General features: G+C 62.4%; 17 protein-coding genes. 3 read left to right on the top strand and 14 right to left on the bottom strand.

Annotated features, from left to right (window positions below):
* Nucleotides 1–256: 256 nt before the first annotated feature.
* The 3 genes from ABIA65_RS25235 to ABIA65_RS25225 all read right to left on the bottom strand — a co-directional run bounded on the left by ABIA65_RS25235 (nucleotide 257) and on the right by ABIA65_RS25225 (nucleotide 2495).
* Entirely contained in the window at nucleotides 257–778 is a 522-nt protein-coding gene (locus ABIA65_RS25235; protein ID WP_241405804.1) for a DoxX family protein, read from the bottom strand.
* 102 nt (nucleotides 779–880) lie between these two features.
* A complete protein-coding gene (locus ABIA65_RS25230) occupies nucleotides 881–1114 on the bottom strand; it encodes a hypothetical protein (RefSeq protein WP_241400617.1) in 234 nt (77 codons plus the stop codon).
* A gap of 193 nt (nucleotides 1115–1307) precedes the next feature.
* On the bottom strand, nucleotides 1308–2495 hold the full coding sequence (locus tag ABIA65_RS25225; RefSeq protein WP_354525258.1) for an enolase C-terminal domain-like protein: 1188 nt from the start codon (nucleotides 2493–2495) through the stop codon (nucleotides 1308–1310).
* A gap of 189 nt (nucleotides 2496–2684) precedes the next feature.
* Between ABIA65_RS25225 and ABIA65_RS25220 the strand changes: the two genes are divergently transcribed.
* Entirely contained in the window at nucleotides 2685–4259 is a 1575-nt protein-coding gene (locus ABIA65_RS25220; protein ID WP_354525257.1) for an aldehyde dehydrogenase, read from the top strand.
* Between the two features lie 54 nt (nucleotides 4260–4313).
* Entirely contained in the window at nucleotides 4314–5579 is a 1266-nt protein-coding gene (locus ABIA65_RS25215; RefSeq protein WP_241400619.1) for an amidohydrolase family protein, read from the top strand.
* A gap of 84 nt (nucleotides 5580–5663) precedes the next feature.
* Here ABIA65_RS25215 and ABIA65_RS25210 read toward each other — a convergent pair whose 3' ends face one another.
* From ABIA65_RS25210 to ABIA65_RS25190, 5 genes are all read right to left on the bottom strand, one after another.
* Entirely contained in the window at nucleotides 5664–6224 is a 561-nt protein-coding gene (locus ABIA65_RS25210; RefSeq protein WP_371746848.1) for an NADPH-dependent FMN reductase, read from the bottom strand.
* 194 nt (nucleotides 6225–6418) lie between these two features.
* A complete protein-coding gene (locus ABIA65_RS25205; protein WP_241400621.1) occupies nucleotides 6419–6904 on the bottom strand; it encodes a cupin domain-containing protein in 486 nt (161 codons plus the stop codon).
* Between the two features lie 107 nt (nucleotides 6905–7011).
* A complete protein-coding gene (locus tag ABIA65_RS25200; protein ID WP_241400622.1) occupies nucleotides 7012–8106 on the bottom strand; it encodes a zinc-binding dehydrogenase in 1095 nt (364 codons plus the stop codon).
* A complete protein-coding gene (locus tag ABIA65_RS25195; protein ID WP_241400623.1) occupies nucleotides 8103–9329 on the bottom strand; it encodes a cytochrome P450 in 1227 nt (408 codons plus the stop codon). The genes ABIA65_RS25200 and ABIA65_RS25195 overlap by 4 nt, the downstream gene beginning before the upstream one ends.
* A gap of 42 nt (nucleotides 9330–9371) precedes the next feature.
* The gene (locus ABIA65_RS25190; protein WP_241400624.1) at nucleotides 9372–10556 is read right to left on the bottom strand and encodes an amidohydrolase family protein; all 1185 of its coding nucleotides are present in this window, start codon (nucleotides 10554–10556) and stop codon (nucleotides 9372–9374) included.
* Between the two features lie 152 nt (nucleotides 10557–10708).
* On the opposite strand from ABIA65_RS25190, the gene ABIA65_RS25185 reads away from it, so the two are divergent.
* Nucleotides 10709–12346, top strand: a complete 1638-nt coding sequence (locus ABIA65_RS25185) for a thiamine pyrophosphate-binding protein (protein ID WP_354525256.1) — start codon at nucleotides 10709–10711, stop codon at nucleotides 12344–12346.
* A gap of 67 nt (nucleotides 12347–12413) precedes the next feature.
* Here the strand turns inward: ABIA65_RS25185 and ABIA65_RS25180 are convergent, their stop codons facing one another.
* From ABIA65_RS25180 to ABIA65_RS25155, 6 genes are read right to left on the bottom strand one after another with little or no spacing between them, the layout of a single operon-like run.
* A complete protein-coding gene (locus ABIA65_RS25180) occupies nucleotides 12414–14036 on the bottom strand; it encodes an AMP-binding protein (protein ID WP_354525255.1) in 1623 nt (540 codons plus the stop codon).
* Nucleotides 14029–14808 (bottom strand): enoyl-CoA hydratase/isomerase family protein, encoded by a 780-nt coding sequence (locus ABIA65_RS25175; protein ID WP_354525254.1) that lies wholly within the window; start codon nucleotides 14806–14808, stop codon nucleotides 14029–14031. Before ABIA65_RS25175 ends, ABIA65_RS25180 begins: the two co-directional genes overlap by 8 nt.
* On the bottom strand, nucleotides 14808–15962 hold the full coding sequence (locus ABIA65_RS25170) for an acyl-CoA dehydrogenase family protein (protein WP_241400628.1): 1155 nt from the start codon (nucleotides 15960–15962) through the stop codon (nucleotides 14808–14810). The genes ABIA65_RS25175 and ABIA65_RS25170 overlap by 1 nt, the downstream gene beginning before the upstream one ends.
* Before the next feature lie 12 nt (nucleotides 15963–15974).
* The gene (locus ABIA65_RS25165) at nucleotides 15975–16877 is read right to left on the bottom strand and encodes a TIGR03619 family F420-dependent LLM class oxidoreductase (RefSeq protein WP_241400629.1); all 903 of its coding nucleotides are present in this window, start codon (nucleotides 16875–16877) and stop codon (nucleotides 15975–15977) included.
* A complete protein-coding gene (locus tag ABIA65_RS25160; protein WP_241400630.1) occupies nucleotides 16874–18100 on the bottom strand; it encodes an amidohydrolase family protein in 1227 nt (408 codons plus the stop codon). The genes ABIA65_RS25165 and ABIA65_RS25160 overlap by 4 nt, the downstream gene beginning before the upstream one ends.
* 27 nt (nucleotides 18101–18127) lie before the next feature.
* A complete protein-coding gene (locus tag ABIA65_RS25155) occupies nucleotides 18128–18943 on the bottom strand; it encodes an enoyl-CoA hydratase/isomerase family protein (protein WP_241400631.1) in 816 nt (271 codons plus the stop codon).
* Nucleotides 18944–18987: the final 44 nt, after the last annotated feature.

Genomic DNA, 18987 nt, shown 5'->3' with positions numbered 1-18987 from the left:
CCGGATCACGGACCCAGATTTCGTAGACATGTCTCTCAAACTCCTCATCGAACTGGCATCCGCGACCGGATGTTATCCACGCCACAGTTAGCGGCTTTGCCGTTTATAGCCAAGCGCTTCCAGCACGGTCAAGGAGTTGGAGCTGGCATCCCCAGGTACCGATTGTGCCCCGTTTGACCATTGCTTCGATCGAAGAATCTTGCTTGCGGGCAACGGATTCCAGTCCATCTCTGCGCTTCTCTGCTCTACCGCGGCGCTACACCGGTGGAGGTGGCGGCGGCCGGAAGAAGATCACCAGCATGGCCATGCAACCAGCCAACCCCAGCAGTAGCGCGATACCAAGACCGGCCCAGCCATGCAGCAGATGCCACACAGGGAAGTCGCGGAACACCAGATAATCCAGACTGAAACGACCCGCGCCGGTACCGGAAACCGCGACGGCGCTCACAGCCAGCACCAGGTTGTACTCCCAGCCATCCTTGACGATGAAGAAACCATTGCCGCGATGAACCGTCCACGCGGCTACCGTCATTAGTGCGACAAAAACCGCAGCTGCGAGCGGAGTGAGCAGTCCGGCCGCGAGGCACACCCCGGCGACGATCTCGGAGTATGAGGCCATCCGAGCATGAAAAGCGCCGGGCTTCATACCGATACTGTCGAACCACCGGGCTGTGCCGTCGATACCGCCAGCTCCAAAGAGCTTGTTGCAACCGTGCGCCGCCATCACAAGCCCTAGTACAAGGCGCAACACAAGCAACGCTGAATCATAGGCAGCCAGGTCGGCCACTTCAGAAGAACTGAACATCACACCAGCCGTCACGCAGACCGGTCCTCTCTGTTGTTCGACAGTGACCGCCACATCGGCGCCACCGAATTGAGCTCACGCCTGACCGCAGCTTCGAGCTTTGATCCGATACACCGCGGTCAGCAGCGACGAATCTTCTTCACGCAAGGAATCTCGTTCGTTTTCCATCTTCTTCACGATTCGGTTGAATCGGCGTTCCAGCTGCGGCGGGCTCATACCAAAGTGCGGCAACACGTCATCCTCGGGCGGCCCACCAAAGGGATGCCACTGCAGCATGTATTGCACGATCCGACGTTCGAACCAGTCCACGATCACTCCTACCCTCCGTCACGAGGTGTCGAAAAACGGTCTACTTCGTTCCCGCCCGGCGCTCACCGACATCTCGCTGAACGCAGCGAAAGATGTTGGCATCATTGATTTCATTTGCACATCAGCGCTCAGTCAACGGCAGGGCGTAGTAGGTGTGACACCATTACAAGAACGGTCACGCGAGCGTCGGCAGCTACCGACCGTCGATCCGTATCCAGGGGCCCCCGGCCATGCGGTCCAAAGCATCGGGACAAGGGGTGAACCCTGCTCCGGGGCCGGCATCGACGCCGATTGTGCCGTCCTCCCCGAAGGATAGTTTTTCCACTGCCAGGTGATCGAACCACGGCACGTACTCGAGCCACACCTCGTCCTGGCGCAGCGTCGCAAGCATTTGAACCGACACATGCGGATAGAGATGAGGCAACATGGTCGCGCCTGATTCCCGGACGCGATCGGCAGTGCGCATCCACGCACGCAGTCCGCCAACACGTTCAGGTTCACCAACGATATACGGCACACCCGCCTCGACCAGCTCTTCGATGTCTGGCTGGTCGAACAACGTCTCGCCGGTGGCGATCGGTACCGGAGACCGTTGGACCAGCTCCCGGTAACCGGAAACATCTTGCTGCCGAAGCGGATCCTCGATCCACTTGAGCCCGAAACTCTCGAACCGCTCGGCGGCGCGCAGAGCGGTCTCGGCACCGTCCCAGCCTTGCAGCGCGTCGACCATCAGCACCACATCGGCAGGTAGACATCCCCGGACAGCCTGGATCCGGTCCACATCTTCCTCGAGGTCCGGCTTGCCGACGAGCATCTTCATCGCCCGGAAGCCCTCGGCATAACCGGCCTCGGCCTCCTGGACCAGTTCGTCGATACTCGACTGCAGCATCAGTCCGGTCCGGTAGACACCAACCCGGTCGCGTCGTCGTCCGACGAGGTCGGCCAGGCTGACCCGCCGTCGCCTGCAGATCAGGTCTTCGAACGCCATTCGCAGTCCGGACACCGCAAATGCGGCGACACCATGCTCGCCGATGAATCTGGTCGCAGCGTCAAGCGCCCGGTCCAATCCGGCCAGGTCCCGGATACCCGTTGTCATCTCCCCACCCAGGTACCGCAGTCCCGCTCCGACCAGAGTCACCTGGCTGGGCTGCTGGAACCAGAGCAACGAGAAACCCTGAGCACCGGCGCCGTCGGTCAGCCTGATCACCAGCGCCGGCAAATCGGTCGGTGTGCGGTGACCGTTGGGCAATCGAAAGGACCGAATTCCGATGGGAACACTCAGATAACGCATCTCGACGAGGTCAAGCTGCGCCTCGGCTACGTCGGCGACGCCACCCAAACCGTCCGGGCCCACCGCGCCCACAGCCCATCTGTCCATCATTACCCGGAGTTCTCTCTATCCACTGTGACAAGAGCACGATCAATGTGGTCCCAACGTTAATGCCGGCCCAGCCACCGATAGTGGTTGTGATGACACCCCTCGCGCCGAGTGGGGCACTCTCACCACCACGCAGATTTCTTGACCGCGAGGGCAGCTCCGATGAAGCTTGGGTTACACACCGCAACAGGCTTGAAGCAACACGATTCAGAAAAATCAGTGGCACACCGCGTGCGGTGTAGATCGGACGTTGAGTACCGGCACAGCACCGGCACCAGGTCACCATGTCGAATCGTAAGGCGGTCACCCATGTCAGCTCGTCGTCCCTCGCTGGATTCCCGTGAGCGCGACACGATCTTCATCGACGGCCAGTGGGTGGCCTCGAGCGGGCCGAACCGCGACATCATCTCACCGGCAGATCTGACAGTCGTAGGTCATGCACCGGATGGATCGCCGGCCGATATGGATCGAGCAGTGGCCAGCGCACGGCGCACGTTCGACGACGGTGGCTGGTCAAGCCTGCCGATCACCGAACGCACTCGATACCTGCACCGCGCGGGGGAGATCTACGCGGCCAACTCCGATCTGATTGCCGAGCTGGTCACTGCCGAAATGGGCAGCCCCATTACGTTCTCCCGCAATGCGCAAGGCCCGATTGCCCAGCACATCCTGGCCTACTACGCCGCCCTGGGTGACCGATTCGAGGTCGAACAGCAACGCACCGAGTTGAGTTCTCCGGCCACGGTCATCCACGACCCTGCGGGTGTGGTGGCAGCAATCGCGCCCTGGAACTACCCGCAGGCGTTGATGCTGATGAAGATTGCACCCGCGCTGGTCGCCGGGTGCACGGTGGTGGCAAAACCGTCTCCGGAGACGGCACTCGACGGGTTGCTGCTGGCGCAGATATTCGAGGAGGCCGGGCTTCCCCCCGGAGTGCTCAACGTGGTGCCCGCAGACCGCGAGGCCGGCGAGCATCTCATCAGCCATCCTGACGTAGACCGGGTGGCCTTCACCGGATCGACCGAGGCCGGTCGCCGGGTCGCCGAGATCTGTGGCCGTGCTCTGCGACGTTGCACACTGGAGCTCGGCGGCAAGTCCGCCGCACTGATACTCGACGATGCCGACATCGGTGTCACCATGACCGGCCTGCGCGATGCCGCCTTCCGCAACAGCGGACAGACCTGTACCAATCAGACTCGTATCCTGGTTCCCCGCAGCCGGATCGATGAGTTCACCGATGCATTGTGCGACATGGTGTCTTCGATGGTGATCGGCGATCCCAGCGACCCGGCCACCGAGATCGGGCCGATGGTATCCAGCCGGCAGCGTGAGCGGGTGGAGAGTTATGTGTCCATCGGCCAGGCAGAGGGTGCCAAGCTGGCGCTGGGGGGCGGCCGTCCGGTGGGTTTGGATACCGGCTGGTATGTCGAGCCGGCGGTGTTCACCGCCGTCTCCAACGACATGCGGATCGCCCGCGAGGAGATCTTCGGCCCCGTGGTCTGTGTCATCCCGTACGAAGGCGATGCGCAAGGCCTGGCGATCGCCAATGACTCCGAATACGGTCTGGCCGGCAGTGTTTGGAGCACGGATATCGACCGCGCCGTTGCACTGGCAAAGCGGGTGCGAGCCGGGATGGTTCTCGTGAACGGTGTGGGCGGCAGCTTCGACGGACCGTTCGGCGGTTTCCGACAAAGTGGGATCGGTCGCGAGTGCGGCATCGAAGGCCTGCTCGCCTATACCGAACCCAAGCAAGTTCCGTTGTTCTAGTCCCTTCGATATTGAGGAAAACCGCCCACGGGCGGTGGAAAGGTACAGCTACCCATGCCCAGTGAATTAGAGGACTCGCTCGCCGACTCGAGCATCTTCACCATCGGTCCCGACTACGAGTTGTCGCTCCTGCCGGAGCCCGAGGAGATGCCGGTCTGGTGTCCCGTCATCTCCGTCGACGACCACTGCTTCGAGCCGGCGACGCTGTTCGAATCCGTTGCAGCCAAGTATCGAGACGATGTCCCCCGGATGGTCGAAGTCGACGGACGACCGGCGTGGCAGATCGGTGACAAGCAATTCTTCTTCAGCGGTATGGACGGCGCAGCAGGTCGTCCCATCACCGAGTGGCGCTCCATGAAGATGCGGCTGCAGGACTATCGCGAATCGGTCTACAACACCGACGCGCGGGTCAGGGACATGGACATCACAGGTGTGTGGGCATCGCTGTGTTTTCCCTCCATCACCTGGGGATTCGCCGGCACCACGCTGTCGCGCCTACCCGATAAGGACCTCGGGTTTGCGTGTGTCCAGGCTTACAACGACTGGGCGGTCGAACAGTGGGCAGGTTCGCACCCTGATCGCTTCATCCCGTGCGCATTGAGTTACCTGGCCGACGCCGAGCTGGCCGCCAAGGAGATCTATCGCAACGCCGAACGTGGCGTCCACGCGGTCAGCTTCACCGAGAATCCCGCTCAGCTCGGATTCCCCAGCGTGCACTCCGACCACTGGGAACCGTTCTGGCGGGCGTGCGCCGAGACCGAGACGGCAATCAATCTGCACATCGGTTCGTCGGGCCGGATCAGCTGCCCCTCACCCGACACACCGGTCCCGGCACAGGTCGCGCTGTTCCCGCTCAACGGGATCGAGACGGTGGTTGACTGGATTTTCTCCGGAATCGCACAGCGATACAGTGATCTTCGGATTGTGCTGTCCGAGGCGGGTATCTCCTGGGTTCCAATGGTCGTGGAACGTCTGCACCGCGCCTACCGTCAGCGGGAGGCCGAGCCCGATGTCTGGGCCGGCTCGTCCATACACCCGGTCGACGTCCTGCACCGCAACTTCTGGTTCACCTCCATTGAGGACCCGTCCGCATTCCGGAGGCTGGATGTCATCAGTGAGGACCGGATGATGCTCGAAGTGGACTTCCCGCACAGCGACAGTTCTTGGCCCGACAGCCAGGAACTGTTCCGGTCCGAACTGGAGACTCTTCCTGTCGAGACGATCAAGAAGATCTGCTACGGCAACGCTGCCGCGCTCTATCACCATCCCGAGCCGCCGCAGTCCATGCTTGCCGACTCAGTGCTGCTCGCCTCGAGGTAACGCAACGGCGCGTACACCTCGACGCAGTGACACGCGATGGGGCGGGTGGCTTCGGCTACCCGCCCCATCGTGCATTTTGGAATGTCACGTGGTGGCGTGTACGGATCCCACGAGTTGTGTTGCCAACGATCTGATTTGACCTAACACCACCTCATCGTCAACGGATCCGTCGGTACCGAACACCGTCGTGGCCGAGTTGATCGCCACGCCCAACGGGGTCGGCCAGGCACGCAATGCATGCCCGATGGTTCGCAGCTGACCGAGGGTTCCCACCGCAGCCTGCCACCCGTATGCACACGCAATCGCTCCCCACCGGGTATCGGTGAGATAGGTCCGGTCATCACTGCGCAGGTCTTCGGCATAGTCGAGTGCATTCTTGATCAACCCAGAAACCGCGCCGTGGTATCCCGGCGATGCAACCACGACCGCATCGGCGGCGCGTAGACCCTCCACAAGGGCGGTGGCTCTGGATGAGCGGGTGGATTCGTACGGGTTGTACATCGGCAGGTCGAGATCGGCGCCACAGAACAACGCGGTTCGGCCGCCGAGTTGCTCCGCTGCGGCAAGGCATTGCCGCAGAGCCCGTTCGGTCGACGAATCGGCCCGCAGGGTCCCACCGATACCGACCACCAAGGGTTGTTTCACGTTCACTTGCCGCGACCTCCGCTGTTGATTGACTACTGGACTGTTGGTAAAGACGCCAAACGCCGGACGCGATCTGGCTGACGTCCGGCGCTGGTGGGGTGAGGCGTATCAGTTATCCCGTTGTCGTCCCACTCGATGCACTATTCGGTTGGCATCGCCGGCCGAAGCCGATCCGGCGATGTTCCTCGGCGATGTCACACAGCCGATGCCTGTGACCTCCCCTGCAGGCGTGAAGTCACCTCGTGGACGCGGCTCGCGACATCACTTGCAGCCTCGTCGTCGGCATCCCCGATGGGAAGCATGCCCCTGGAGGCGGAGAATATCTCGACCGACAGGCAACCCTGGTCACCTGCGGTGTGCGGTCCGTAGTATTCGGACGGCCCCGACGTCATGATGTCGCCCGAATGCAGAACATCACCGTCCGGAAGTGTGATGGACCCCTGGATGATGACCTCGACGCGGAAACAATCGTGCGCATGTCGCGGAAGTGTGTCCCCCGGAGCGATTTTCAACATGGAGACCACAGCCGTGTCCGGGTCGGTCGGATCCTCCCCCATCACGATGGAGCCGAGATCCCAGCCCGGCATCACCTCACGTGTTGCCGCACTGGCGAACTTCAGCTCCGGCGGGGTTATCACGTCGAAGAAGTCGGCTTCGCTGATCTTGTAGTACTTGGGCATGGACGACCTTTCGTTCCAAGGGTTGTTTCAGACGTTACGGGCCGTCCAATTGGGGGCCAAGAGGCTCGGCGATGATAGTTCCCGTACTACCCGCTTCGGTACGCCGATCAGAAGGTGGTGATCACGCTGCGAACCACTTCACCGGACAGCATCGCCTGCATCGCTCCGTTGATATCACCCAGCGCGACCTCCTGGGATACCAGATCATCGGTATTCAGCCGTCCGTGCTCGATGAGTTCGATGAACTTCTGGTAGTCCCTGCGGATCTGGGCGGATCCTGCAACACAGCCTTTGACGACCTTTTCCTGCGACTGCAGATCGAATGCCGGCAAGCGCAATTCGCTGTCGATGGGCCCGTAGCCCACCAGCACCAGCATTCCGCCCTTGTCGAGCATGGCGTAGCTCGATGGCACGGTGACCGGCCCTCCGACGACATCAAACGCGAAGTCGACTCCCAACCCGCGGGTCAATTCCCGTACCTGATCGACTGCGGAACCATTCTCCGGATCGATGGCGTCGGTCGCACCGGCCCGCAGCGCCAGAGCGCGTTTCGACGCGACAGGATCCACTGCGATGATGCGTGACGCTCCGGCAACCGCACAACCCTGGACGACTGCCTGGCCCACACCACCGCAGCCGACGACCACCGTTGTCGAACCCGGCTGGACCCGCGCGGTGAACAGCGCCGCACCCACGCCGGTCGTCATTCCACACCCGAGAAGCGCCAGGTGGGCGTCGGGAAGATCGGTCTCCACCCGTACCACCGACGCTTCGTCACAGGTGAGCGATTCACTGAATGTACCGATACCGCTCATTGCGTTGGCCCGCGTTCCGTCCTCCCGAGCGGCACGTGGACGCCGTAGCAGCGACGCCAGCGAATCACACAGATGGGTGCGACCGGCCGTGCAGTAGGTGCAGGTGCCACATGCCGGCCGGAACGACGTGATGACACGGTCTCCAACAGCGACCCGCGAAACCTGTGGACCGACGTCGACGACCACACCTGCACCCTCGTGGCCACCGATCATCGGTCCGGAGAACATCGCTGGAAAAAGGCCGTTGCGCATCGATAGGTCGGTATGACAGATACCGCTGGCGCGGATCTCGACGACGACGTCGCGCGGACCCCGCGCCAACGGGGTGACCGTCTCGACTGACAGGTCTGCGCCCAACTCGTGTAGCACGGCACAGCGCACGGTCATCGCTCCTGCTCTTGAAATCGCACCGGCAGGTAGTCGATTCCCATCATCTGGCCCATCATCAGGTGTGGGCTGTGACGTGGGGTGCCGACCAGTTCGAGTGCCGGCCGCTTTATCAAAGCCTTCAGTAGGACATGAATCTCTGCGCGCGCCAAAGTGGCTCCCGCGCAGTAATGCGGACCGATGCCGAATGCGACGTGCTGGCGCGGATTGATCCGAGTCGGGCAGAACTGTTGAGGATCTTCGAACTGGGCGGGATCACGATTGGCGACTGCATAGAGCAGAACCAGGCGTTCGCCAGCGGACAAGTCGGCACCGTTGAGGGTCGTCGACTCGGTCACCGTGCGGAACATCGTCTGCACCGGCGGAAGCATGCGCAGCCCCTCCTCCACCAGTCCCTCCAGCGGGACAGCCCCCGACCTCATGTCGGCCTGCAACTGGGGGTCGCTGACCACGTGATGCACCAAGCTGCCGATCGCGTGTGCAGTGGTCTCGAATCCTGCGAAGACGAAGGTCCGGAAGATGTTCTTCAGTTCGTCGTCGGTGAGTTTGCGACCGCCGAAGTCCATGTGCACCAACATGCTCAGGTAATCATCAACAGGATTGGCGCGGCGGTCGTCGAAGTACCTGGCCGCCACGACGTCAAGTTCCTGGAGTGCCTCCACCATCGTGGGCGTCCCGGCATGTTCCAACACCTTGGTGGCGAAGTTCTGGATCAGATCATTGGCGGCTTCGCCCAGGCCCAGTAGGTGACCGACCGCGCGAATCGGAATCTGAACGGCGACATTCTGCACGAAGTCGGTGTCATCTCCGACGGCAAAGCCGTCGAGCACACGCTCGGCCAGATCATCCAAGTAGGGCAGCAGTTTTCGTACCCGCGGTGCGCTGAGGACCTCCATGAAGAGCTTTCGGTACGCGACGTGCTCAGCACCGTCGAACTCGATCGGGATGCTGGGCGGCCGGCCCTCATGCGGGGGGTGCAACACACCGCTGCTCGATGCGAAGGTACTGGAGTCCTTCTCGACCTCAATGACATCGCCGTAGCGGGTCACCAACGCATAACCGCCATGGGCGTCGGTCTTGGGAACCGGACACCCGGCGGCCAGACCGCGGTATACCTGCTGCAGCTTGTCATAGTTGAGTTCGGGATCGAGGTGGTCGAACGTGATCGCCGACCCTTCGGCATTGGCGGATTCTAGGCCGTCACCGGTTTGCATCTGTGTCATAGCTACCTTGGTTTTCGTATGTACGGTGAAAAGCGCTGCGGCCTATGCCGGCAGGAGCAACTCGCCGTTGGTGTTGAAGAACTGCTCACTGGCAATGGGTGGAGCCGACGACAGTGCGTCTTCCAACACCTTTCGAGAGTCCTTGCCGCCCTCGACATGCGGGAAGTCGGTCGCGTAGCAGTACATCGGCCACACATTGGAATGCTGTTCGTAATAACGCGCCAGCGGCTCGAAGTAGAACGGGGTGACACGCACGTTTCGGGCCAGATACTCCGACGGCCGCAGGGATAAGGTGTCCTTCAGCCGAGAGCGGAACATCGTGGAGGCCCAGACATCCAGTCGGTCGGCCAGTGGTCCGGCCCAGCCCGCGGCCAGCTCGATGGCACCGAACCGCAGCCCCGGGTGCCGTTCGAAGACGCCACCCAGCACCATCGTGGACACCATGTTCTCCGCGCAATAGTGGATGTTGGTCGCACGGTACGGCTCGATCGGAAGCTCGATACTGGACTTGTCGGAGGGATGAAAGATCTCGACACCCTGCGACCAGGCCGTAGAACTGATGAACCCACTGTCGGTGCCCAGGTGGATGGTGACCGGGATATCCGCCTCGGCGGCGAGACGCCAGAACGGGTCAAGCTGCGGATGGGCCGGTGAGGCACCCGCGGGTGGCACATTGGCGGGGATCATCAGGGCCCGCATACCACGATCGATGGCACGCTGAGCTTGAGCGACGATCGACTCGGCCGGCTCGTCGGTCATCACGATGCCCACCGGTCGTACCCGACTCGACGTCGATCGGGTGATTTCGGCCGCCCAGTCGTTGTGGGCCTCCACCGCCCGCCGGCCGATATCGCGTCCGTCGAACTTCTGCGCGTCAAACCCGAGCCAGGCATGCGCATTCGGATCGTTGATCAGGATCAGGGCGAAGAGGCCGAAGGTGGGAAAAACCAGTTGGCGCGATATCTGCATCTCGTCGAGCACCGCGGGGCGACGACGCAGATCGATCGCCGACGGAGCAGTAGCACCTTTGAGCTGCCAAACCGTCTCCTGATTGATCGGCGTGGTATCCGCCTGCAGTCCAGGCACAGACAGCGAATTGGCCCGAGTCCTTGTCAGGATATCGAATCCGACTTCGTTGATGCGGCGGGCGATCTCGTCGCCGAACACCTCACCCCAAAGCTCCAGCGGCGCCATTTCATGGCTATCGACGTCGAGAACCGTTGACACGTCTTCCTCCTTGGGATGTACCGTTCTTCACCGTGATGCTGCGCCAGTCACCGGTGGTGCACAAGTCGCTGGTAATGCTGGTATCACCTCAACCCCCGTAGCAACCAATGACTTTCGCGCTGAGTCGATCTCACCCATGAACATATGATTCGATGACCAGAATGTCGCAAGAGATATCCGGCCACACGGCCCTCGCCCAAGCATTCGTCGATCAGAACGTCAGCACCGTCTTCGGAGTCATCGGCGAAGGCAACATCGAGGTGCTGGCCGAGCTGCGTGACACCCACGGTGTGCGCTATGTGAAGGCTGCCCGCGAAGACGGTGCAGTACTGATGGCAGGCGGTTACGCCGCCGTCACCGGCGAGGTCGGAGTGGCGTCGGTGACGCACGGTCCGGGTCTGACCAACACGATAACCGCACTGACGCACCTGACTCGTCGCCGAACGCCGATCGTGCTCTTTGCCGGCGACACCGACCCACACTTTCCGCACGGCCGCCAGCGAATCGACCAGGCAGCCCTCATCGCACCAACCGGTGCCGGCTTCCACCAGGTGCACTCGCCGGATTCGATCGCCGATGACGTGTCATGCGCTATCGGCCGTGCCCGATCCGAGCGCCGGCCCATAGTGCTCAATGTGGCTGTCAACATTCAACGCTGCCGCACCACATACTCACCGGCGAAGTCGCGTATAGCGGCGCCGCAGGCCATCGGACCCGATCCCGCAGCCTTGGATCTGGCTGCCGGAGCGATTGCAGCCGCCCGCAGACCCGTCATCCTCGCCGGACGGGGTGCAGTTCTTTCCGACGCACGGACCCCGCTCTCGGTACTGGCAGCGCGGATAGGTGCCCCCGTCGCCACCACGCTGTGCGCCAAGGATTTCTTCCGTGGTGAGCCTTACGATCTGGGGATCTGCGGAACACTGTCGCACTCGACAGCCACCGAGACGATTCTGGCGGCAGATTGTGTGATCGCCTTCGGCGCGAGCCTGAATCCAGACACCACCGCCGAAGGCTCACTGCTCGAGAACAAGCGTGTGGTCCACATCGACGTAGAGTCCGCACAGCTCGGTCGCCATATTCAGGTGTCGGCCGCCGTGCACGCCGATGCTGCGCTTACCGCCAGCACCCTGGTGGACTGGTTTGACGAAGTCAATCTGCCCCGATCCGGGACGCTGTGCACGCCGGCGCTGGCCGACCGTCTTGCTCAATTCGACCCGCGCTCGGAATTCACTCTGCAGCAACGTGATCTGGTGGACAATCGGGAACTCACCCTGATCCTGGAACGGGAGTTCCCACGCGAACGGACGTATGTCTGTGATTCCGGCCTGTTCGTGGTGCCTGGATGGGCATGGCTTCGGGTCCCCGAACCTTCCGCGTTCATCGAGACGGTGGCTTTCGGCTCCATCGGACTCGGGCTGGCGACGGCACTCGGGGCCGCCGTGGGCCGGCCCGATCGACCGACCCTGGTGACCGTCGGTGACGGTGGCCTGAGTATGGGGCTGCAGGAGCTGCTCACCGCGGTGCGGTACGGGTTGGATGTGGTCGTGGTGGTGTTCAATGACGGTGCCTACGGCGCCGAACTTGCCATCACCGACCGCATCGGTAAGGGCCACGAGCTACCTCTGCTCGGCGATGTCAACTTCGCCGCCACCGCCGAGGCAATGGGCATGTCGGCGCTGCGCATCGACACACCCGATCAACTACCGCTGATCGCCGAGGCACTGAGCCGCCGGACCGGCCCGCTGCTCATCGATGTCAGGACCGATTCCCGCACGCCCGTAGCGCATTAACGATCACACCGCCGACTCTGACCATAAACCCTCACGCCCCGCCCGGAATCGGGCGGGGCGTCGGGGTTTACCGGCGGTCCCAGGTGACATCGGCGTGTTCCCGGTCCCAGGTTGCCGCGGTGGCACCTTCCTCGCGCAGTTGGTACTTGTGCACACGACCCACTGCACTCACCGGCAACGCCGCCCGGAACTCGATATAACGCGGCAAGGCGAAGTACGGCATCCGATCCTTGAGCCATTCGAACAGCTGCACCTCTAAGAGATGTGTGTCGGGCTTCAGTACCGCAGTGATCTTGAGGTCATCCTCGGTGACATCCGATTTCACCGCGTGCACCGCCACCTCGGCTACCGACTCGTGACCGAGAACAACCAGCTCGACTTCCTGGCTGGAGATGTTCTCACCACGGCGCCGCAGATAATCCTTCTTGCGGTCCTCGAAGTAGAAGAAACCCTCCTCATCGAAGCGGCCGAGATCACCCGTGTGGAACCAGAGATTTCCCATCGCCGATGCGAAGGCGTCCGGCCGGTGCCAGTATCCATCGAACATGACGCCGGGGCGCTTGGGTCGGCAGACGATCTCACCGACTGCACCCGGTTCGACCTCGCGGTCGGCGTCGTCGAAGATTCGGACGTCGAAGCTCTCCACGTTCGCCTTGCCTGAACTCCCCGGTGGGGTGGGAGTACCTGCTGCCAACGTGGTCAACGGGAAGCCCTCGGTGAGCCCGTACGAATTGCCGCCGACGACCTGCACGCCGAAGCGGGAGCGCCAAATGTCCTGTAGGGCGGCCGGGAACGGGGCGCCATGCACGACGCGAATCTGGCCATGGCACTGCACCATCTCGGGGGTGTCGTCCATTCGGGCAATCAGCGAACCCATCGAACCGAGCAGATTGACCACCGGAGCCTTGCAACGTTGCATCTCCGGCCAGAAGCCGGACACCGAGAACCTGGCGGCAATCGACGCGGAACTGCGCAGCAGCATGGTTCCGACAATCGTTCCGCTGACCAGGTTGAAATGATAGATCGGTAGTGGGCTCCAGTTCATCTCACCTTCAACGCGACCGCACTGTTCGATGAAACCGCGGGCCGAGCTGAGGACGTAACCGTTGGAGATGACGCAGCCCTTCGAGGGCCCGGTTGTGCCGCCGGTATAGATGATGAGCGCAGTGTCGCGAGTGGTTCTCGCGACGTGAGCCGACTCGTCTGGTTCAAGTTGGTAATCGGCCAACGGTCGTACCGAGACGGCGCCGATCGTGTCGGATTCCGAGCCCCCGCGCACCAGGATGAGTTCGAGTTGCGGCAGATTATGGATCTCAGCCCGGAATCGGTCGAGGAAGTCCTGCTCACACACCACGATTCGGGCACCGGAATCCGCTACCACATGAGCCAGGAAGCTGCCCTTGAGCGCGGTATTGACCGGAACCCAGATCCCGCCTCGCAGGTTCGTGGCGAACCACAGGGCCGCCGCCTCGACGTTGTTGTCGAGCATCGTCGCCACCGTCTGGTCGGCCATCAACCCGGCCTTACCCAACCCGGAGGCCAGCCCCGCCGCGCGGTCGAAGATTTGGCGGTAGGTGTACTGCTGCCCACTGAAGTCCAGGAACAGCTGGTCCCCCACCTCTTCGACCCGCTGCCGCAGGAGCCCGACGACACTCGGCTCATCACGAGGCCCGTACCAGACGTCAGTCATCTTTTTGTGTGCCAGCCCTTCTCGGATGCCGCGACGACCAGTTCGGTGGCCGGCGTTCGGCGTATGCAGCGAAGCCTTCGTTGGCTTCCGGAGTCCTGATCGAATCCCCCACGCTGCGATCATCGATCGTCGAAATATGTTTGTGTACGGCCGCTTTCCAGGCAGCTCGGGCTGCGGGAGCGGCCTCGAGAAGCTCAGCGACGACGCGTTCAGCTGCGTCCGCCAGCTCATCATGCGCTACCACTCTGCTGATCAGGCCGATCTCGAGCGCCTCGGCAGCCGAGATGGACCGGGAGGTCAAGGCGAGATCTTTCGCCCATGCCAGGCCCACGACCGCGGGTAGTATCGCCGAGCTCCACGGGGCGGCGACACCCAGTCGCAGTTCCGGCAGGCGAAACCTGGCTCGGTCGCTGGCGATCGCGACGTCGGCAAGCACGGCGAACCACACGCCGCTGGCCTGGCAGTGTCCGTTGATCGCGGCGACCACGGGCAGTCCCGTTCGGTGCAGGTTCGCGAAGGGCAGCTCGACATCCTCGGCCTGATCCGAGTCCTCGGTATGAGTGGCCGGATCACCACCGGCGATGAAAACGTCACCGGCTCCGGTCACCACAAGGGCATCGAGTCCGGCATCCGCTTCGACGGCGTCGATGAGTTTGCCGAGTTCGGTGTACATCTCATCCGACATCGTCTTGGGCCGGTCCGGATTGTCCACCGTGCACCACGCCGTGCGACGCCGGCGCTCGACTCGCAGACCGGTGCTACCCAGCTCCATCAGACACCCAGCATTCGTCTACCGATGATGTCCTTCATGATCTCGTTGGTACCGCCGTAGATCGCCATCGCACGGCCGTCACGCCAGGCTCGGCCCACTGCACATTCCTCCATATAGCCGTATGCGCCGTGCAACTGGACGCAGGCCTGCAGTACTCGATTATTGAGATCCGTACACCACCATTTCGCCTGGGCCGCTTCCTCACCGGTGAGTTCGTCGGCGTGGTGTGCGGTCAGTTGGGCGTCTACGAAGGCCTGTGCCACGTCGATCTCGGTGCGCATCGTCGCGAGTTGGAAACGTGAGTTCTGAAATGAACCGATCGGCTGCCCGAATGCGTGTCGCTCCTTGCAATAGTTCAATGTCTCATCGAACGCAGCTCGCGCATGAGCCAATGCCATCACAGCGATCGACAACCTCTCCTGCGGAAGCATGTTCATCAACTGATAGAACCCGCGGTCCTGTTCACCGAGCAGGTTCTCCACCGGCAGGACGACATTGTCGAAGAACAGCTCTGCGGTATCCGCCGCGTGTTGACCGACTTTCGCCAGGTTTCGTCCACGGCTGAACCCTGGACGGTCTGCTTCGACGACCAACAGGCTCAGATTTCGCTGTGCGGGCCCGTCGGATCCGGTTCGGCACACCACGATGACAAGGTCGGCATTGATACCGTTGGAGATGAACACCTTGCTGCCGTTGAGCACGTAGGACTGCCCGTCGCGGACCGCTGTGCTGGAGATCGCAGCGAGGTCTGAACCGGTGTTGGGTTCGGTCATCGCGATGGCACCGACGAGTTCACCGGAGGCCAGTCCGGGCAGCCAACGCTGCTGTTGCTCGGCAGTGCCGTACTTGACGAAGTAGGGAATCACCACATCGGCATGGTTGGAGATCCCGAGGCCGGCATTCATCACACCGGCACGACAGACCTCCTCGAGAAAGATGGCGTTGAACCGGAAATCCCGGATACCACCTCCCCCGAACTGCTCTGGCACGGCGACGCCCAGCATCCCGGCCGCGCCGGCTTTTTCGAAGACCGTTTTGTCGACTATTCCGCGGCGCTCCCACTCCTCGAAATCCTTGGTGAGCTCCCTGCCGACGAAGGTTCTTGCCGCATCGCGGAACATCTCGTGCTCGTCGTCGAAGATCGTTCGCTTCAAATCGGATAACTCCTATTCACTGGTAATCATGTCGACCAAATTCGGCAGTGCCTCGGCGATCGCATCGACGTCGAGGTTGTGGATCGATGAACGCCGCTCCCCTATCTGCCACGGCGCGAGCAAGAGTGAGTCGACTCCGAGTTCACGCAACGCCCGCACCGACGACGGCGTGACGGCGCCGCGAAGTCCCGTTCGTGTCACGAACGGTCGGTGTGCTGTGTTCAGCGCTTTCCGGGCGGCGTCCAGACGAGCCAGCATGGTCGTCACGTCTTCGATCGAATGATTCGCGCCTACCCAACCGTCGGCGACAGCGGCGCAGCGTCTGGCTGCAACCCGGGATGTGCCGCCGACCAGGATCGGTATCGGCTGCGGTGGAGTGGGATTGACGGCAACAGCTTCAAATCGGAAGTGGCGTCCCTGGTGGGCGACCGGCTTCCCGGTCCACAATTTGGGTATCACTTCCAGCATCTCGTCCAGCACCGCGCCGCGAGAAGTGAACCAGCTGTTTCCCAAGGCTTCGTACTCCTCGCGAAGCCAGCCCACTCCGACGCCGAGCTCGAAGCGACCTGCCGACATTGCCGCCGCAGTCGCCGTCTCCTTCGCGAGCATCACCGGATGACGCAGTGGCGCGAGAAGTACCGCGGTCATGAACCGGATCCTCGGCATCTGCGCCGCCAAGTGCGCAATCGCGACGATTGGGTCCGGCAACAGGGTGTCGGTCGGCAGACTGGCGGGCCGTCCGCCGCCGTAGGGGTACGGTGACGAGAATTCGGCGGGCACCGCTGGGTGCTCGGAGAGGGCGACTCCGGTCACCCCGGCCTGTTCGGCGGCTCGGGTTAGCGCGACCAGGCCCTCCGCAGGCAGGAAGGGTAGCGAAAGCCACACATCCAGCCTGCGGGGACGTCCTGTCGTCACTGCCGAATCGCGGGTGGTTCAGGAAGTGCGAAGTTGAACACTCGCGAAGCGTTGGTCTGCATGACCTTTCGCTTCACCTCATCGGACAACCCGGCCAACTCCTTATGGGCCACCTCGATGCAGTTGGGCCACGTCGAGTCGGTGTGCGGGTAGTCGGTCTCGATCATGACGTTGTCGACACCGATCTTCTCGATCGATGCCACTCCGAAGGGGTCCTCGATGAAGCACCCGAAAACGTGCTTACGGAACAACTCCGAGGGCATCACCGACAGATCCAGCCCGCCGATATTGCTCTCGTCACCACCCCAGCCCTTGAGGTAGTCATCGGCACTGAAACCATCCTTGCCCGCCCAGCCACGCTGGACCTCGACGACGTGGTCACAACGCTCGACAACGTAGGGGATCCAGCCGATGCCACCCTCGGACAAGCACAGTTTCAGATTCTCGTATTTCGGCAACCAGGGGCTGAACAACCAATCGATGCACGCCGCGGCTGTACTCGCCACCGGGGACAGCGCGATGACACCCAGCATCGGCATGTCCGGTGATGTCGAGGGCAACTGTGACGACGAGCCGAGATGCATGCAGATCGGCATCTCGGTGTCGTTGGCTGCCGCGATCACCGGCTCCCAGTACCCGCTGCGGTCGTGAATGGACGGCAACCCCAACTGATAAGTGTTCTCACTGAACGCGATCGCCTTGGCTCCCATGGCGGCCGTGCGTTCGATCTCCCGAGCGGCCAGTGCGGGGTCCCACAGCGGCAGGATCACCATCGGGATCAGCCGATCCGGAGCTGCACCACACCACTCCTCGATCATCCAGTCGTTGTATGCCTGTACACACAGCAGGCCGAGTTCACGGTCCTCTGCTTCGGTGAACTCCTGACCGCAGAAGCGCGGAAACGACGGGAACGACAACGAAGCGAGCACACCTGCGCGGTTCATGTCCTCAATCCGCGCGTTCGGCTCGTAACATCCTGGCCGCATGTCGGCATAGGTGATGGGCAGCGGGCTGAAATCCTCACGCTTCTTGCCTGCGGCCGCCGCCAACCCGGTTGTGGGCTTTCGCTTGCCTTCGAAGACCCACGCTTCACCGTCGGCATCACTGACGATGTGTGGGCCGGCCTCCTTGAATTTGGCTGGAAGCCGCTCCTGCCACACGTGCGGCGGTTCCAGGACATGGTCGTCGACGGAGACCAGCCAGTCCAATGAAATGTCCGTCATTATTTCTCCTTCGATCGTGAGCCGCCGTCACGATGACGCGGCGGCGGCCTTTGACTTACCGATGTTTCGGTCGGTCGTGTAGTTGTCCAGTTGTTCGCGGAAGGTCGGCAGCGCGAAGGTTTCGCTCTCCGCCGAGAACGCGAAGTCGATCACGTTGCCGATGGCCGCGCTCATGTGCATGTTGAGGGCGCGCTTGGTGTCTCGTAATGCTTGTTTCGGCTGTTGCGCCAGACGGCGGGCCAGCGCATGCGCGCTCGGCAACACCATGTCGGGCGCAACGACGTGATTGACCATGCCGAGACGTTCGGCCGTCGCCGCATCGATGCGGTCACCGGTCAGCAGATACTCCTTGGCCCGCAACATGCTCATCACCAACGGCCATGCCAACACACCGCCGTCAGCCGCCACGATGCCGAGCGTCACGTGCGGGTCCGCCAGGAAGGCCCGCTCACTCATGAACACCACGTCCGACATGACGGCGAGACTGCAGCCGAGACCGACTGCCGGTCCGTTCACGGCTGCGATCACCGGTTTCGGGAACGCGAGCAGTTCGGTGACGATCCGCCGAGCCTCGGCCATGTTCCGATAACGGAAATCCGGATCCGTTGACATTCGACCGAGGAAGTCCATGTCGCCGCCGGCCGAGAAAGCCTTACCCGCGCCGGTCAGGACGACCGCCCCCACCTCGTCGTCATCACGAAGTTCGGCCCAGACATCGGCCAGCGCCGAGTGCAAATCCTGGTTCACCGCGTTCATCCAGTCCGGCCGGTTCAGGGTCACCGTCCGGACACTGCCGCTACCCTCCACCAGGAGGACACCGGAACCGCGATCGTTGTCGTGCATATCTACCTCCGTCAGTCCCGTCCAGTATCTGCATCGGACGCGGT

This window comes from Mycolicibacterium sp. 624 (assembly GCF_040548615.1).
In the GTDB taxonomy this organism is placed as follows: domain Bacteria; phylum Actinomycetota; class Actinomycetes; order Mycobacteriales; family Mycobacteriaceae; genus Mycobacterium.
Note: the sequence above shows the minus strand (reverse complement) of the source record. Positions and strands in the feature narration are given on the sequence as shown.

Excerpts from the sequence above, each read along its gene's own strand:
- ABIA65_RS25225 (WP_354525258.1), bottom strand. The coding sequence starts at position 2,495 with ATGATGGACAGATGGGCTGTGGGCGCGGTGGGCCCGGACGGTTTGGGT.
- ABIA65_RS25215 (WP_241400619.1), top strand. The coding sequence starts at position 4,314 with ATGCCCAGTGAATTAGAGGACTCGCTCGCCGACTCGAGCATCTTCACC.
- ABIA65_RS25205 (WP_241400621.1), bottom strand. The coding sequence starts at position 6,904 with ATGCCCAAGTACTACAAGATCAGCGAAGCCGACTTCTTCGACGTGATA.
- ABIA65_RS25200 (WP_241400622.1), bottom strand. The coding sequence starts at position 8,106 with ATGACCGTGCGCTGTGCCGTGCTACACGAGTTGGGCGCAGACCTGTCA.
- ABIA65_RS25195 (WP_241400623.1), bottom strand. The coding sequence starts at position 9,329 with ATGACACAGATGCAAACCGGTGACGGCCTAGAATCCGCCAATGCCGAA.
- ABIA65_RS25185 (WP_354525256.1), top strand. The coding sequence starts at position 10,709 with ATGACCAGAATGTCGCAAGAGATATCCGGCCACACGGCCCTCGCCCAA.
- ABIA65_RS25180 (WP_354525255.1), bottom strand. The coding sequence starts at position 14,036 with ATGACTGACGTCTGGTACGGGCCTCGTGATGAGCCGAGTGTCGTCGGG.
- ABIA65_RS25175 (WP_354525254.1), bottom strand. The coding sequence starts at position 14,808 with ATGGAGCTGGGTAGCACCGGTCTGCGAGTCGAGCGCCGGCGTCGCACG.
- ABIA65_RS25160 (WP_241400630.1), bottom strand. The coding sequence starts at position 18,100 with ATGACGGACATTTCATTGGACTGGCTGGTCTCCGTCGACGACCATGTC.
- ABIA65_RS25155 (WP_241400631.1), bottom strand. The coding sequence starts at position 18,943 with ATGCACGACAACGATCGCGGTTCCGGTGTCCTCCTGGTGGAGGGTAGC.